General features: G+C 71.1%; 12 protein-coding genes. 6 read left to right on the top strand and 6 right to left on the bottom strand.

Annotated features, from left to right (window positions below; translation table 11 throughout):
• Positions 1-110 precede the first annotated feature (110 nt).
• Positions 111-3,254 carry an isoleucine--tRNA ligase gene (ileS, locus tag OG485_RS13580; RefSeq protein WP_328668584.1) on the bottom strand — a complete coding sequence of 1,048 codons (3,144 nt, stop codon included), beginning with the start codon at positions 3,252-3,254 and terminating at the stop codon, positions 111-113.
• Between the two features lie 582 nt (positions 3,255-3,836).
• Here ileS and OG485_RS13575 point away from each other — a divergent pair.
• From OG485_RS13575 to OG485_RS13555, 5 genes are all read left to right on the top strand, one after another.
• Positions 3,837-4,685, top strand: coding sequence for a TraR/DksA family transcriptional regulator (locus OG485_RS13575; protein WP_328668583.1), 849 nt, complete (start codon positions 3,837-3,839; stop codon positions 4,683-4,685).
• A 124-nt stretch (positions 4,686-4,809) separates the two neighbouring features.
• Positions 4,810-5,433 (top strand): signal peptidase II, encoded by a 624-nt coding sequence (gene lspA, locus OG485_RS13570; RefSeq protein WP_326788314.1) that lies wholly within the window; start codon positions 4,810-4,812, stop codon positions 5,431-5,433.
• A 126-nt stretch (positions 5,434-5,559) separates the two neighbouring features.
• Positions 5,560-6,504: an RluA family pseudouridine synthase gene (locus tag OG485_RS13565; RefSeq protein WP_326788315.1), complete on the top strand. Its 945-nt coding sequence runs from the start codon at positions 5,560-5,562 to the stop codon at positions 6,502-6,504.
• Positions 6,505-6,542: 38 nt separating this feature from the next.
• Positions 6,543-7,013, top strand: a complete 471-nt coding sequence (locus tag OG485_RS13560) for a GNAT family N-acetyltransferase (RefSeq protein ID WP_328674424.1) — start codon at positions 6,543-6,545, stop codon at positions 7,011-7,013.
• An 81-nt stretch (positions 7,014-7,094) separates the two neighbouring features.
• The gene (locus OG485_RS13555; RefSeq protein WP_328668582.1) at positions 7,095-8,681 is read left to right on the top strand and encodes a Na+/H+ antiporter; all 1,587 of its coding nucleotides are present in this window, start codon (positions 7,095-7,097) and stop codon (positions 8,679-8,681) included.
• Between the two features lie 72 nt (positions 8,682-8,753).
• Here the strand turns inward: OG485_RS13555 and OG485_RS13550 are convergent, their stop codons facing one another.
• A complete protein-coding gene (locus tag OG485_RS13550) occupies positions 8,754-9,896 on the bottom strand; it encodes a mechanosensitive ion channel family protein (RefSeq protein WP_328668581.1) in 1,143 nt (380 codons plus the stop codon).
• Positions 9,897-10,023: 127 nt separating this feature from the next.
• On the opposite strand from OG485_RS13550, the gene OG485_RS13545 reads away from it, so the two are divergent.
• Complete coding sequence (locus tag OG485_RS13545; RefSeq protein ID WP_328668580.1) at positions 10,024-10,593, top strand: dienelactone hydrolase family protein; 570 nt, start codon at positions 10,024-10,026, stop codon at positions 10,591-10,593.
• 10 nt (positions 10,594-10,603) lie between these two features.
• Here the strand turns inward: OG485_RS13545 and OG485_RS13540 are convergent, their stop codons facing one another.
• The 4 genes from OG485_RS13540 to OG485_RS13525 form a co-directional block, all read right to left on the bottom strand.
• Positions 10,604-12,271, bottom strand: a complete 1,668-nt coding sequence (locus OG485_RS13540; protein WP_328668579.1) for an alkaline phosphatase D family protein — start codon at positions 12,269-12,271, stop codon at positions 10,604-10,606.
• Positions 12,272-12,430: 159 nt separating this feature from the next.
• Entirely contained in the window at positions 12,431-13,276 is an 846-nt protein-coding gene (locus OG485_RS13535) for a thioredoxin domain-containing protein (RefSeq protein ID WP_328668578.1), read from the bottom strand.
• 174 nt (positions 13,277-13,450) lie between these two features.
• The gene (locus OG485_RS13530) at positions 13,451-14,137 is read right to left on the bottom strand and encodes a hypothetical protein (RefSeq protein WP_328668577.1); all 687 of its coding nucleotides are present in this window, start codon (positions 14,135-14,137) and stop codon (positions 13,451-13,453) included.
• Between the two features lie 119 nt (positions 14,138-14,256).
• Positions 14,257-15,585: a DUF2252 domain-containing protein gene (locus OG485_RS13525; protein ID WP_328668576.1), complete on the bottom strand. Its 1,329-nt coding sequence runs from the start codon at positions 15,583-15,585 to the stop codon at positions 14,257-14,259.
• Positions 15,586-15,809: the final 224 nt, after the last annotated feature.

Below are 15,809 nucleotides of genomic sequence, written 5' to 3'. Positions count from 1 at the left end.
TGCCGAGGGTCCGGGGTCGGGGCGTGGGGAGGCGGGCGTCACGCCGAAGGCCCGGGGTCACCAGGATGTCCTGGTGGCCCCGGGCCTTCGCTACGGGTGTGGCGTCCTCGTCACGCCTTGCGGAGGCGGAACACCAGGGACAGGCCCTCGTCGGTGAACGGCTCCCCGTAGGTGTCGTCGGCCTCTCCCCGCGCGAAGTCCGTGGCGAGGACCTCGTCGGCGATGAGACCGGCGTGCTCGCCGAGCGCCGCGACGACCGCCGGGTCCGTGGAGGTCCAGCGGAGCGCGATGCGGTCGGCGACGTCGAGGCCGCTGTTCTTGCGGGCCTCCTGGATCAGCCGGATCGCGTCACGGGCGAGGCCCGCCTGCCGCAGCTCCTCGGTGATCTCCAGGTCGAGCGCGACGGTCGCGCCGGAGTCGGAGGCCACCGACCAGCCCTCGCGCGGGGTCTCTGTGATGATGACCTCGTCCGGGGCCAGGGTCACGGTCTCGCCGCCGACCTCGACCGACGCGTTGCCCTCGCGCAGGGCGAGGGACAGGGCGGCGGCATCCGTCCCGGCGATGGCCTTCGCCACATCCTGGACGCCCTTGCCGAAGCGCTTGCCCAGCGCGCGGAAGTTCGCCTTCGCCGTGGTGTCGACCAGTGAGCCGCCGACCTCGGAGAGTGAGGCGAGCGAACTCACATTCAGCTCCTCGGTGATCTGCGCGTGCAGTTCGGGGTCGAGGGTCCCGAAGCCGGTCGCGGCGATCAGCGCGCGGGACAGCGGCTGACGGGTCTTGACGCCCGACTCCGCGCGCGTGGCCCGGCCGAGCTCGACGAGACGGCGCACCAGCACCATCTGGCGCGACAGCTCCGGGTCGATGACGGACAGGTCCGCCTCCGGCCAGGTCGACAGGTGCACGGACTCCGGGGCGTCCGGGGAGACCGGGACGACCAGGTCCTGCCAGACCCGCTCGGTGATGAACGGCGTCAGCGGGGCCATCAGCCGCGTGACGGTCTCCACGACCTCGTGCAGCGTGCGCAGCGCGGCCTTGTCGCCCTGCCAGAAGCGGCGGCGGGAGCGGCGCACGTACCAGTTCGAGAGGTCGTCGACGAAGGCCGACAGGAGCTTTCCGGCCCGCTGGGTGTCGTACGCCTCCAGAGCCTGCGTCACCTGGTCGGTGAGCGCGTGGAGTTCGGAGAGCAGCCAGCGGTCCAGGACCGGGCGGTCCGCCGGGGCCGGATCGGCCTCGCTGGGCGCCCAGTCGCTGGTGCGGGCGTACAGCGCCTGGAAGGCGACGGTGTTCCAGTAGGTGAGGAGCGTCTTGCGGACGACCTCCTGGATGGTGCCGTGGCCCACGCGCCGGGCCGCCCACGGGGAGCCGCCGGCCGCCATGAACCAGCGCACCGCGTCGGCGCCGTGCTGGTCCATCAGCGGGATCGGCTGGAGGATGTTGCCCAGGTGCTTGGACATCTTGCGGCCGTCCTCGGCGAGGATGTGGCCGAGGCACACGACGTTCTCGTACGAGGACTTGTCGAACACCAGGGTGCCGACGGCCATCAGCGTGTAGAACCAGCCGCGCGTCTGGTCGATGGCCTCGGAGATGAACTGCGCCGGGTAGCGGCTCTCGAAGATCTCCTTGTTCTTGTACGGGTAGCCCCACTGCGCGAACGGCATCGAACCCGAGTCGTACCAGGCGTCGATGACCTCGGGGACGCGGGTCGCCGTCAGGCCGCAGCCGTCTTGCGGGCACGGGAAGGTGACCGCGTCGATGTACGGGCGGTGCGGGTCGAGTTCCGACTGGTCGGTGCCGGTCAGCTCGGACAGTTCCGCGCGCGAGCCGACACAGGTGAGGTGGCCCTCCTCGCAGGTCCACAGCGGCAGCGGGGTACCCCAGTAACGGCTGCGCGAGAGCGCCCAGTCGATGTTGTTGTTCAGCCAGTCGCCGAAGCGGCCGTGCTTGACGGACTCCGGGAACCAGTTGGTCCCCTCGTTCTCCTCCAGGAGACGGTCCTTGACGGCCGTGGTGCGGATGTACCAGGAGGGCTGCGCGTAGTACAGGAGCGCGGTGTGGCAGCGCCAGCAGTGCGGGTAACTGTGCTCGTACGGCACGTGCTTGAAGAGCAGGCCGCGGGTCTGGAGGTCCTCGGTGAGCTTTTCGTCCGCCTTCTTGAAGAAGATGCCGCCGACGAGCGGGACGTCCTCCTGGAAGGTGCCGTCGGTGCGGACCGGGTTCACGACCGGGAGGCCGTACGAGCGGCAGACCTTGAGGTCGTCCTCGCCGAAGGCGGGGGACTGGTGGACCAGACCCGTACCGTCCTCGGTCGTCACGTACTCGGCGTTGACCACGAAATGGGCGGGCTCGGGGAACTCGACGAGCTCGAACGGACGTTGATACGTCCAGCGCTCCATCTCGGCACCCGTGAAGGACTCGCCGGTGGCCTCCCAGCCCTCGCCGAGCGCCTTCTCCACGAGCGGCTGCGCGACGACGAGCTGCTCCTCGCCGTTCGTCACGACGACATAGGTGACACCCGGGTGGGCGGCGACCGCGGTGTTGGACACCAGCGTCCACGGCGTGGTCGTCCACACCAGGAGCGAGGCACGGCCGGCCAGCGGACCGGAGGTGAGCGGGAAACGGACGTACACGGAGGGGTCGACGATCGTCTCGTAGCCCTGGGCCAGCTCGTGGTCCGACAGGCCCGTCTCGTCGCGCGGGCACCAGGGCGCCACGCGGTAGTCCTGGACCAGCAGGCCCTTGTTGAAGATCTCCTTGAGCGACCACCACACGGACTCGATGTACTCGGGGTCCATGGTCCGGTAGGCGTCGTCCAGGTCGACCCAGTAGCCCATGCGGTTCGTCAGCTCGGTGAACGCGTCGGTGTGACGGGTCACGGACTGGCGGCACCGGTCGTTGAACTCGGCGATGCCGAACGCCTCGATGTCCTGCTTGCCGGTGAAGCCGAGCTCCTTCTCGACCGCCAGCTCGACCGGCAGGCCGTGGCAGTCCCAGCCGGCCTTGCGGGCCACGTGATAGCCGCGCATGGTGCGGAAGCGCGGGAAGACGTCCTTGAAGACGCGCGCTTCGATGTGGTGGGCGCCCGGCATGCCATTGGCGGTGGGCGGACCTTCGTAGAACACCCACTCCGGCCGGCCCTCGGACTGCTCGAGGCTCTTGGCGAAGATCTTCTGCTCACGCCAGAAGTCGAGCACGGCGTGCTCGAGGGCGGGCAGGTCGACCTGGGCGGGCACCTGGCGGTACGTCGGCGCTGTCATCGGCGAGCTTCCTCCAACGGACTTTCTGCCTTCCGTCGGAGGGACGAGAGCCGTGTTGCTACGGACGCCGTGTGCGGCGCGCTCCCGCGGTACCACCCTCCTTGGCCCTCCGACGCGCCGTTCGTGTCGGTGAGCCCCCTCATTGGGGTCGCGATGCCGGGTCTACTGGCCCCTCAGGGGGTGTTCTTCCGGCGGCTCCGGGGTGATCTTCGCGTCGCGCTCGCCCCCGGGCTTCCACCGTCCCCGGGTCGCTCCTGGCCGCGTACGCCGCTACTCGTCCCCATCCACGCTTCTCGCTGCGCCCAGTGTACGGCGCACCGGGGACGGCGGCCGACCGGTTTTCCCGGTCACCGCCGTGGCCCGCTCGGTGACCCGAATGGCGAGGTGCGCGCGTCCGGATCCCGGGACGCCGGTCCCGTCGGATTACCCGGCGGGGAGCTGGGCACAACGCAGGCAGACTCGCCGCGCGGGGCTCGCGTGGCGGGCGAATCGTGGCAGGCCCCGTTGCCGCGGGCCGGAAGTCGATTTATCGTCCCAGCACGATTCGCGAGCAAGATCACAATATGTGAAGGGGCCGCGGCCATGGTGGCGAAGAAGACCGCCGTACAGCAGTCGGCGTCGGGCAGATCCACGAGTGCGGCGGCCAAGGACCCGGGCGGGAAGAAGAACGCGCGGGCGGCCTCCGCGAAGACGGCCGGGACGAAGGCGGCCTCCTCGGGGACCGCGTCCGCCAAGGCCGCGGCCAAGAAGACGGCCGGCGGGAAGACCACGGCGAGGAAGGCGGCGACGGCGGGAAAGTCCGCGTCCGGGAAATCGGCGGCCTCCGCAGCCTCCGCGGCGAGGAAGAGCACGGGCACGGCGAGGAAGAGCACCGGTACGGCCAGGAAGACCGCCGCTTCGGCGGCCCAGGGCGCGGCCGAGGCCGCGAAGACGACGGGAGCCACGACGGTGGTTGCGAAGAAGACCCGTGGCGCGGCCACGGCCGCGAAGAAGGCCACCGCGGTACCGAAGGCGAGGATCGCCGCGGTGGAGCCCGGAGAGCTCGCGGTGCGGCCGGGAGAGGACCCCTGGACACCGGAGGAGGTCGGGGCGGCCCGCGCGGAGCTCCAGTCGGAGGCGCTGCGGCTGCGTACCGAGATCTCTTCGTCCGAGGAGGCTCTCGCGGGCCTGATGCGGGACTCCGGCGACGGCGCGGGCGACGACCAGGCGGACACCGGTACGAAGAACATCACACGCGAGCACGAGATGGCGCTCAACTCGAACGCGCGCGAAACGCTGGAACAGACCGAGCACGCCCTGGACCGCCTCGACGCGGGCACCTACGGGCTCTGCGAGAACTGCGGCAACCCCATCGGGAAGGCCCGTATGCAGGCCTTTCCGCGCGCCACCCTGTGCGTCGAGTGCAAGCAGAAGCAGGAACGCAGGCACTGAGCCCCGGGCGCCGCACGGGAGCGCGACCGCCTCGCGGCCGGGAGTGATCCTGAGCACCTGGGCCCGCGAGCGTGTGACGTACCCTCGTCCTCAGTCAGGAACCTAGGTCGAGGGACTCACTCACGTGGCAGAGGCGGAGCGCATCATCGGTACGCCGGACATTCCGGGGGCGGCGGGGGCCGAACCGGAGCAGTCCGGCGGGAACGCGGCGTCCGGCGACCGGGCCGGCGCCGACGCGCCGGCTCCGGCCGAGCGGCCCAGGGGCAAGCGCAGGATCGCCGTGCTCTTCACGGTGGCCGTACTGGCGTACGCCCTCGATCTCGTCAGCAAGATGATCGTGGTGGCGAAGCTGGAGCACCACGACTCGATCGACATCCTCGGGGACTGGCTGAAGTTCGAGGCGATCCGCAACGCGGGCGCCGCCTTCGGCTTCGGCCAGGCCTTCACGATCATCTTCACGGTGATCGCGGCGGCGGTGATCGTCGTCATCGCGCGGCTCGCCCGCAAGCTCTACAGCGTGCCGTGGGCCATCGCGCTCGGCCTGCTGCTGGGCGGTGCGCTCGGCAACCTGACCGACCGGGTCTTCCGTTCGCCCGGCGTCTTCGAGGGCGCGGTCGTGGACTTCATCGCACCCAAGCACTTCGCCGTCTTCAACCTCGCCGACTCGGCGATCGTCTGCGGCGGCATCCTGATCGTGCTGCTGTCCTTCCGGGGCCTGGACCCGGACGGCACGGTCCACAAGGACTGAGACCCGCCCCGGGCCCGTCGTACGGACCGTCTCACGGTCCGTACGACGCCTCGGGACGGCCCCGGCCGGGCACTGGCGTTCGGGCCGTGGTCCGGCGGTGTCCGAGCCGTCCGGCATACTCGACGGGTGAGCACCGTTCCCGAGATCCGCACCCTGCCCGTGCCCGACGGCCTTGAGGGCGAGCGCGTCGACGCCGCCATCTCCCGCATGCTGGGCTTCTCCCGTACCAAGGCCGCAGAACTCGCCGCGGCGGGGAAGGTCACGGTCGACGGCTCGGTGGTCGGCAAGTCCGAGCGCGTGCACGGCGGCGCCTGGCTCGAGGTCGAGATGCCCGGGGCCCCCGCGCCCGTCCAGATCGTCGCCGAGCCCGTCGAGGGCATGGAGATCGTCTACGACGACGACGACGTTCTCGTGATCGTCAAGCCCGTCGGCGTGGCCGCGCACCCCAGCCCCGGCTGGTCCGGCCCCACCGTCATCGGCGGCCTCGCCGCCGCCGGCTACCGCATCTCGACCTCCGGCGCCGCCGAGCGCCAGGGCATCGTCCACCGCCTGGACGTGGGCACCTCCGGCCTGATGACGGTCGCCAAGTCGGAGTACGCGTACACCTCGCTCAAGCGCCAGTTCAAGGAGCGCACGGTCGACAAGCGCTACCACGCGCTCGTGCAGGGCCACCCGGACCCGACCAGCGGCACCATCGACGCGCCCATCGGACGCCACCCGAACCACGACTACAAGTGGGCCGTCACCGCCGAGGGCAAGCCCTCGGTCACGCACTACGACCTGGTCGAGGCGTTCCGTGCCGCCTCCCTGCTCGACATCAAGCTGGAGACCGGGCGCACCCACCAGATCCGCGTCCACATGTCCGCCCACCGCCACCCCTGCGTCGGCGACCTGACCTACGGCGCGGACCCCACGCTCGCCAAGCGTCTCGGCCTCACCCGCCAGTGGCTGCACGCGGTACGGCTCGGCTTCGAGCACCCCGCGGACGGCCGGTGGGTGGAGTTCGAGGCCGGCTACCCCGAAGACCTCCAGCGGGCGCTGGACAAGGTCCGCGAGGAGAGCAACGCGTGAGCGGCGGTCCGGACGGGGCGGCCGGCGTCCCCTCCGCGCTGCGGGGCGGTGCCTACGAGGTACGGGTCGCCGAGCACGCCGGCGACCGTGAGGCCTGCTTCGCGGTGCGCAAGGACGTCTTCGTCGGCGAGCAGGGCGTCCCCGAGGACATCGAGTACGACGCGTACGACCCCGGCGCCCTGCACGTGCTGGCGGTCCGCGAGGACGGCGTGCCCCTCGGCACCGGACGGCTGCTGGAGGGCGAGGCGGCCGCGGCGAAGGTCGGCGGGGATCCGGCCGTCGGCTCGCTCGGGCGGCTCGCCGTGACGCGCGAGGCACGCGGCCTCGGCGTCGGCGCCGCGCTCGTGCGGGCCATCGAGACCGCGGCACGCGCGCGTGGCCTGGCCGCCGTGGACCTGCACGCGCAGACCCACGCCCTGGGGTTCTACGAACGGCTCGGATACGTGGCGTACGGTCCGGAGTTCGCGGACGCGGGAATGCCGCACCGCGCGATGCGCAAGGTGCTGTGAGCCGGGGGATCGCCGTAGCGGCGTGGCACGCTTGAGGTCTGGATCGCCCGTGATCGTCTAGACCCCGCCGGAGCGCTGACCGTGGATCAGTTGGCCCTGCTGTTCGTGCTGCTGCTCGGGGCCGTGGTCAGCGTCCCGGTCGGAGAGCGGTTCGGGCTTCCCGCACCGGTCCTGATGACTCTGCTCGGCATAGTGCTGGCCGTGCTGGACTTCGTCCCGAACGTGGACATCCCGCCGGACCTGATCCTGCCCGCGCTGCTGCCGCCGTTGCTCTACGCCGCGGTGCGCCGCACCTCGTGGAGACAGTTCACCGCGAACAAGCGCCCGATCTTCCTGCTCGCCGTGGCCCTGGTGTTCGTCACCACGCTGGCGGTCGCGGCCGTCGCGAGCGCGATCGTGCCGGGCCTGCCGCTCGCCGCCGCCTTCGCGCTGGGCGCCCTCGTGGCACCGCCCGACCCGGTCGCGGCGACCGCCGTCGCGGGACAGCTCGGGCTGCCGCGCCGCCTCGTGTCGATCCTGGAGGGGGAGGGGCTCTTCAACGACGTGACGGCGATCGTGCTGTACCACGTCGCGATCGCCGCCGCGGTCAGCGGAACCTTCTCGCCCTGGCGGGCCGGACTCGACCTCGTGCTCTCCGCCGTCGTCGCGCTCGTCGTCGGGGTGGCCCTCGGGTGGGCCGCGAACAGGCTGATGACGCTCGTCGGCGACGCCACCCTCCAGATCGGGCTGACCCTGCTGGTGCCGTACGCCGCGTACGTGCTGGCCGAGGAACTGCACGGGTCGGGGGTGCTCGCCGTGCTCACCACCGCCCTGTTCCTCGCGGAGTACGCCACCGACGCCGACGACGTCATGACCCGGCTCGCCGGGTCGACCGTCTGGGACGTGGTGGACACGCTCGTCACCGGCGTCGCCTTCGGGCTCATCGGCCTCGAACTCCACAACGCGATCCGTACGGCGTCGGGACGCTGGGGCGAGATGCTCGGCTGGGCCGCCACGATCGTGGTGGTGGTCGTGCTCGTACGCCTGGCCTGGCTGCTGCCCGCGACCTGGCTGACCAAGCGGCTGCACGCCAAGCGGGACTACGACGAGGAGATCCCGACCTCATGGCGGGAGACCGTGGTCATGTGGTGGGCCGGGATGCGCGGGGTCGCCTCCGTGGCCCTGGCGCTCGCGATCCCGCTGGAGATGGACGACGGGTCGCCGTTTCCCGACCGGGACGAGATCGTGTTCATCGCCTTCGGGGTGATCATGGCGACCCTGGTGCTCCAGGGGCTCACCCTGCCGTGGCTGGTCAGAAGACTCGGGGTACGGGCCGACGAGGACGTCGAGAAGGCCTTCGAGAAGGAGCTCGCGGTACGGGCCGCCAAGGCCGCGAAGCGCAGGCTGCGGGAGATCGAGGAGGTGGAGGAGCTGCCGGAGGAGGTCTCCGAGCAACTGCTGCGCCGGGCCTTCGAGATCGGCGTGCGGATCAGTCCCGACATGGGGGACGAGGAGCGGCGCGAGGCGCATCTGCAGCGGGTCCGGCGGATGAAGCGGATGAGGCGGATCCAGGGGGAGATGATGAGCGCGGCCCGGCACGAGGTGCTGTCCGCGCGGAGCGAGCCCGGGGCCGACCCGGAGATCGTGGACCGCGTCCTCAGACACCTCGACGTCCGCAGCCTCCGCTGACGCCTGCCGAAGCATCCACTGGCGTCACCGGCGCCGGGTGCGTCCATCCGGCGCCGGACGGGCTGCCCGGGCTCAGCCGCGGCCCGGGCCGGTGCGGGGTGGTTCGTGGGCATGGCGGCCGTGGTTCGGGCGGGCGGCCACCGCGTCCGGCTCCGGGCGCCCCGTGCGCGGGCCCTGCCCGGGGAGCAGCGCCGCCTCGGCCGTGTTGACGCGGGGGAGCGCGTAGGGGTGCTGTTCGGCCAGCCAGCGGATCAGCTGCTCGCGGACCGTGACCCGTACCGTCCAGATGTCGTCCGCGTCCTTCGCGGTGACCAGGGCGCGCACCTGCATGGTGTTGGGCGTCGAGTCGGTGACCGCGAGGCCGTAGTCGCGGCCGTCCCAGGCCGGGCACTCGCGCAGGATGTCGCGCAGCTTCCCGCGCATCGCCTCCACCGGGGCGGAGTGGTCGAGGTGCAGGAAGACGATGCCGGTCATCTGGGGAGTGCCGCGCGACCAGTTCTCGAACGGCTTGGAGGTGAAGTACGAGACCGGCATGGTGATCCGGCGCTCGTCCCACGTCCGTACCGTCAGGAACGTCAGGGTGATCTCCTCGACCGTGCCCCACTCGCCGTCGACCACCACCGTGTCGCCGAGCCGCACCATGTCGCCGAAGGCGATCTGCAGTCCGGCGAAGAGGTTCGCGAGGGTGGACTGGGCGGCGACACCGGCGACGATGCCGAGGATTCCGGCCGAGGCCAGCAGCGAGGCACCGGCCGCGCGCATCGCGGGGAAGGTGAGCAGCATCGCGGCGGCCGCGACGACACCGACGACCGCGGTGACCACCCGCTGGATCAGCGTGACCTGGGTGCGGACCCGGCGGATCCGGGCCGGGTCGCGGTGCGCGTTCGCGTAGCGGCTGTACGAGGTCTCGACGACCGCCGTGGCGATGCTCACCACCAGCCAGGCGGCGGCGCCGATGAGGATCAGGGTGAGCGTCCGGCCGATGCCGATCCGGTGCTCGACCAGGAGCTTCGCCTGGTCGTAGGACCCTCTGAGCAGGGCCGCGAACAGGACCAGCTGGAAGGGGACACGGCCGCGGCGGAGCAGACCCCACAGGGAGGTCTCGCTGTGCCGGTCGTCAGCCCGGCGCAACAGACGGTCCACGGACCATCCGATGAGCAGGGTGAGCGCGACCGAGCCACCGACGACGATCACCGGGCGCAGTACGTTCTCCATGTCTGAGAACCTAACCGGCCACCGGCGTCATGAACATGTGTTCTCGGGGCGGAGCCGGGTATCCCAGAGGCCGCCGCCGATGACGGCCGGACGGGTGCTGTCGGTACCGGCTGGCACCATGGAGTCCATGAACATCATGCTCTTTCACTCGACCTACGGACCGCGGCCGGCGGTGCGCGCGGCGGCGGACCGGCTGCGGGCCGCGGGACACGAGGTGTGGACCCCCGACCTCTTCGAGGGGCGCACCTTCGAGACCGTCGAGGAGGGCATGGCCTTCAGTGACGGGATCGGCAAGGACGAGCTGCTCAAGCGCGCGGTCCTGGCCGCCGCGCCCTACTCCGATCGCGGCCTGGTGTACGCGGGCTTCTCCCTCGGCGCCTCCGTGGCGCAGACCCTGGCCCTCGGCGACGAGAAGGCCCGCGGGCTGCTCCTGCTGCACGGCACGTCGGACATCGCCGAGAGCGCGTCCGTGGACGAACTGCCGGTCCAGCTGCATGTCGCCGAGCCCGACCAGTTCGAGACGGACGACTGGCTGAGCGCCTGGTATCTCCAGATGCAGAGAACCGGAGCGGACGTGGAGATCTACCGGTACGCGGGCGCCGGCCACGTCTACACCGACCCCGGCCTGCCCGACTACGACGCCGAGGCGGCCGAGGCCACCTGGAAGGTGGCGCTCGGCTTCCTCGATTCGCTGTAGCCCGGGGGGACTACACCGGGTCGTACGTCCGCTCGACCGTCTGCGTGCCGCTGCGCGTGCGGTACGAACGGGCCCAGGACGAGGTCGCGTCCGGCTTCGTGCGGTCGGACAGCACGTAGTAGTCCATCTGCGCGCGGTCGGCCGTGATGTCCAGGACCCCGTAGCCGTGCCGGTCGGTGTCGACCCAGTGGACATGGCGGTTGGCCGCGCGGATGACGGGTGAGGCGACGGCCGAGACGACGCCCTCGGGGACCTTGACGATGTCGTCGAGGTTGTCCGACGTCATCGAGGTGACGACGAACTCCGTGGCGGCGGACGGGGACAGCGGGTACGTACCGGCGTCCACCGGCACGTCGTTGGCCCAGGCCATGTGGATGTCACCGGTCAGGAAGACCGTGTTGCGGATGGCGTTGGACCGCAGGTGCGCGAGCAGTTCGCGGCGGTCGTCGGTGTAGCCGTCCCACTGGTCGGTGTTGAGGGCGATGCCCTCCTGCGGGAGTCCGAGCAGCTTGGCGAGCGGCTTCAGCAGATCGGCGGAGAGGGAGCCCACCGCGAACGGCGAGATCATCACCGAGTTGCCGACCAGACGCCAGGTGGTGTCCGAGGACTTGAGCCCGGACTTCAGCCAGTCGAGCTGGGCGCGGCCGGTGATCGTACGGTCCGGGTCGTCGACCGAGCCGCTGGCGGTGGAGGCCTGCTGCGACCGGAAGGAGCGCAGATCGAGCAGCGCGAGGTCGGCGAGCTTGCCGAAGCGCAGCCTGCGGTAGGTGGTGCCGGCGATGGCCGGGCGGACCGGCATCCACTCGAAGTAGGCCTGCTTGGCCGCTGTCTGACGGTCCGTCCAGGCGCCCTCGGCACCCTCGGTGTGGTTGACCGCGCCGCCCGACCAGGAGTTGTCGGCGAACTCGTGGTCGTCCCAGATCGCGACGACCGGTGCCTTGTGGTGCAGGGCCTGGAGGTCGGGGTCGGTCTTGTAACGGCCGTGCCGGGTGCGGTAGTCGGCGAGCGTGAGGATCTCGTTCGCGGGGGCGTGCGGCCGTACGACGGTGCCGCGGGTCCCGTACTCGCCGGACTTGTACTCGTAGATGTAGTCGCCGAGGTGCAGCCAGGCGTCCAGGTCGTTCCGGGCCGCGAGATGGCGGTAGGCCGAGAAGTAGCCGGCCTCCCAGTTGGCGCAGGAGACCACGCCGAAGCGCAGACCGGCCACGGAGGCGTCGGCGGCCGGGGTGGTGCGGGTGCGGGCGACGGGCGAGTCGGTGCCGCCGGCGGAGAAGCGGAACCAGTAGTCGGTGGCGGGCTGCAGGCCGCGGATGTCCGCCTTGACGGTGTGGTCGGAGGCGGCCGTCGCGATGGTGGAACCCTTGGCGACGATCGTGGTGAAGGCCTTGTCCTTGGCGACGGTCCAGCTCACCTCGGTGTCCGGGCCGAGTCCGGAGCCCGGTATCGCCTGGGAGTCGGGTGTCACCCGGGTCCACAGCAGGATGCCGTCGGGCAGCGGGTCGCCGGAGGCGACTCCGTGCAGGAACGCGGGCGCCTCGGCGGCGCGGGCGGGCAGGGCGGCCGCGAGCGGGGCGGCGAGGACGGCGGTGGCGGCCGCGGCCTTGACGACCGTACGGCGGCGCGGGGCGCGGGAGTTGAGGTCCCCCGCGAAGTCGGATGATCTCTGTCGACTGGTCACGGGCGATGAGGTTACCGATCGGTACACGCCAAGAGCGGGCGAACTGGAAAAGTTCGCCCGCTCTTAGGCTTTTCGCCGCTCGGGTCGCACCGGCCACAAGGGCCGCTCGCGTCACCGGAGTTGTCGCTCCGGACGGCTCGGGGGCCGTCGCGGCACCGGTCAGGCCTTGAGGGCCGCGTCGATCGCCGTGGTGAAGTCGGCGACCGTCATCGGCGCGTTGCCGTCCGAGGTGGTGACCTTCTTGCCGTCCATCACCAGGCTCGGCGTGCCGTTGACGCCGTCCTTGTTGGTGTTCCACGTCTCGGACATGGCCAGCGCCCAGGCGTCGTACGTGCCGTTCTTGACGGCGTTCTGGAACGTGGTGTTGTTCTTGAGCGCGTCGACCGTGTTCGCCACCTTGATCAGGTAGTCGTCGCTCTTGAACTTGTCGGTCGTCTCCTCGGGGTGGTACTTCGCCGAGTACAGCGCGCTCTTGTACTCCAGGAAGGCTTCCTGGCTCACGTTCAGCGCGGCACCCATGGCGCTCATCGCGGTCTTCGAGCCCTCGCCGCGGGAGCCGATCTGGATCTTGCCCTTCTCGTCGGAGTCGCCGTCGATGAACGTGCCGCCGATGTACTGGATCTTGTACTTGCCGGCGTCGAGGTCCTTCTTGACGGTCGGGCCGACGGTCTGCTCGAAGGTGGCGCAGATCGGGCAGCGCGGGTCCTCGTACAGCTTCAGGGTCTTCTTCGCGGTGCTCTTGCCGATGACGACCGTCGTGCCGTCCTTGCCCGTGGTGTTGGCCGGGGCGACCACCTTGTCGCTCGCGACGGCCTCCCACTGGGACGGCTTGTTGTTCTGCACGACCGCGTAGCCGATGCCGCCCGCTATCGCGAGGACCGCGACGAGGGAACCGGCGACGATCGCCTGGCGCTTGACCTTGTCGCGCTTGGCCTGGCGCTCGCGCTCCAGGCGCAGCCTCTCGCGCGCCGCCGTCTTCGACTCCTGGCTGTTCCGCTTGCTCATAGTGGTGTTCTCCATCGGGACGCGCACGACGTGGTACGCGGAATACGTAAGGGGGACTGCTGATGCTCAGGGCTGTTCGGAGGAACGTCCGTTCACCCGCGGTGGCCCGGAAGCGGTGACCGGTGAGCGGTGACCGGTGAGCCGTGGCCGGGGCGGTCGCCCGCGCCGGTCCGCTCAGACGGGAACGGCCCGGCGCGGCGGTCCGCGGCGTCCCAGGGAGTGCGTGAACAGACGGGTGCGGGCGGCGGCCGGCCGGGGCGCGGTGCGCGGCAGCGGACGGGCCGGAGCGAGTCGTACGGTCACCGCGGCGACCGCGAGCAGCAGCGGGCGGAAGGTCGAGGCGGCCACCGCGCGCAGCAGCTGGTCCAGGGCGCGCTCGCCCCGGCGCAGCCACGCGGCCGCGAGCAGGCCGACGGCGACATGCGCGCCGAGCAGCAGCCAGGCGGCGGCCGGGTCGGCGTGCGCGAGCAGGGCGGCGGCGCGGTCGGGGGCGCCGCCGGTCACCCGGGACAGCGGGGCCCCCACGCTGCCGCCGCCGCACAGTACGTCGAGGCCGACCGAGCGCAGCGGGCCCGCGACCGGGCCGCCCGCTCTGCCGTAACAGACGTGCTGGCCCGTCGTGAACACGGTGTCGGCGGCCAGTTCCAGCGGGATGAGCAGGGCCGCGATGCGGCCGAAGCCCCGCTCGCGGCCCGCGAGGGCGAAGGAGAGAGCGAAGACGGCGGCGCTGATCGCGGCCACGGTGGCCAGCGGCAGCGGCATCCGGGACAGCAGCACGTGCGACGCGGCGGAGAGCGTCACGACGACAGCCGTGAACACGGCCGCGCGCGCGGCTCTGAGCTGGGTCCCGGATATGTCCATAGCGGAAGTGAGTCTCCCACGCGCTCCCATAAGCGTCCCCTAAAGGGTTGCTGTGCGTTACGGGAGCGTTGTGGGGCGGCCGGTCGCGGGGCGTGCGGCCCCGTGGCCGGCCGTGCGCTCTACAGGCCCGGGATCCGTCCGTTGCGGAACAGGTCCACGAAGATCTGGTGGTCGGCTCGCGCGCGGCCGCCGTAGCTGTGCGCGAAGTCCACCAGGAGGTCGGCGAAGCCGTCCTCGTCGGCCGCGATGGCCGCGTCGATGGCCCGCTCGGTGGAGAACGGCACCAGCTCCGAGTGGCCGCTCTCGTCGTCCGCCGCCGCGTGCATCGTGGCGGTGGAGCGGCCGAGGTCCGCGACCACCGCGGCGATCTCCTCGGGGTCGTCGATGTCGCCCCAGTCCAGGTCCACCGCGTACGGCGAGACCTCGGCGACGAGCTGGCCGGCGCCGTCCAGCTCGGTCCAGCCGAGCCACGGGTCGGCGTGCGCCTGGAGGGCGCGCTGCGAGATCACCGTGCGGTGGCCCTCGTGCTGGAAGTAGCCGCGGATCGCGGAGTCCGTGACGTGCCGGGAGACGGCCGGGGTCTGCGCCTGCTTGATGTAGATCACCACATCGTTCTCCAGGGCGTCGCTGTTGCCCTCCAGAAGGATGTTGTACGAGGGCAGGCCGGCCGAGCCGATGCCGATGCCGCGGCGGCCCACGACATCCTTCACGCGGTACGAGTCCGGGCGGGTCAGCGAGGACTCCGGGAGCGTCTCCAGATAGCCGTCGAAGGCCGCGAGGACCTTGTAGCGGGTGGCGGCGTCCAGCTCGATGGAGCCGCCGCCGGGTGCGAAGCGGCGCTCGAAGTCGCGGATCTCGGTCATCGAGTCCAGGAGCCCGAAGCGGGTCAGCGAGCGGGCGTCGCGCAGCGCGTCCAGGAGCGGGCCCTCGGCGGTGTCCAGCGTGAAGGGCGGCACCTCGTCGCTCTTGGCGCCGGTGGCCAGCGCGTGGATGCGCTCGCGGTACGCGGCCGCGTACACCCGCACCAGCTCGGTGATCTGCTCGTCACTGAGCGCCTTCGCGTAGCCGATGAGGGCCACGGAGGCGGCGAAGCGCTTGAGGTCCCAGGTGAAGGGGCCCACATAGGCCTCGTCGAAGTCGTTCACGTTGAAGATCAGACGGCCCTGGGCGTCCATGTACGTGCCGAAGTTCTCGGCGTGCAGGTCGCCGTGGATCCACACGCGCGAGGTGCGCTCGTCCAGGTACGGGCCGCCGCGCCTGTCCTGGTCGAGGTCGTGGTAGAAGAGCGCCGCGGTGCCGCGGTAGAACGCGAAGGCGGAGGCCGCCATCTTGCGGAATTTCACACGGAACGCGGCCGGGTCGGCGGCCAGGAGCTCGCCGAAGGCGGTGTCGAAGACGGCGAGGATCTGCTCGCCGCGTTGCTCGGCGCTGAGCTGCGGGACCGACATCGCTGGGTGCCTCCTGGTGCAGGTGGTGCGTGGCTGACAGGGCGGGCGTGCCGCCCCGGGGACAAGGGGTCCGTCCACTTCCAACGGACGAAGATACGCGGGAGTGCCCGGGTTCCGGCGACGAACGTACGCCCGGAATCCCGGCCCCGCATGAAGGTACGGGTGATCCTCCGCAGAGTGTCAGTCCGGCGTCATAGACTTCGACGCTGACCCCCCAGACTGTC

Source organism: Streptomyces sp. NBC_00328 (assembly GCF_036139655.1).
GTDB lineage: Bacteria > Actinomycetota > Actinomycetes > Streptomycetales > Streptomycetaceae > Streptomyces.
Note: the sequence above shows the minus strand (reverse complement) of the source record. Positions and strands in the feature narration are given on the sequence as shown.

Excerpts from the sequence above, each read along its gene's own strand:
- OG485_RS13545 (WP_328668580.1), top strand. The coding sequence starts at position 10,024 with ATGAACATCATGCTCTTTCACTCGACCTACGGACCGCGGCCGGCGGTG.
- OG485_RS13525 (WP_328668576.1), bottom strand. The coding sequence starts at position 15,585 with ATGTCGGTCCCGCAGCTCAGCGCCGAGCAACGCGGCGAGCAGATCCTC.
- OG485_RS13550 (WP_328668581.1), bottom strand. The coding sequence starts at position 9,896 with ATGGAGAACGTACTGCGCCCGGTGATCGTCGTCGGTGGCTCGGTCGCG.
- OG485_RS13535 (WP_328668578.1), bottom strand. The coding sequence starts at position 13,276 with ATGAGCAAGCGGAACAGCCAGGAGTCGAAGACGGCGGCGCGCGAGAGG.
- ileS (WP_328668584.1), bottom strand. The coding sequence starts at position 3,254 with ATGACAGCGCCGACGTACCGCCAGGTGCCCGCCCAGGTCGACCTGCCC.
- OG485_RS13575 (WP_328668583.1), top strand. The coding sequence starts at position 3,837 with ATGGTGGCGAAGAAGACCGCCGTACAGCAGTCGGCGTCGGGCAGATCC.
- OG485_RS13530 (WP_328668577.1), bottom strand. The coding sequence starts at position 14,137 with ATGGACATATCCGGGACCCAGCTCAGAGCCGCGCGCGCGGCCGTGTTC.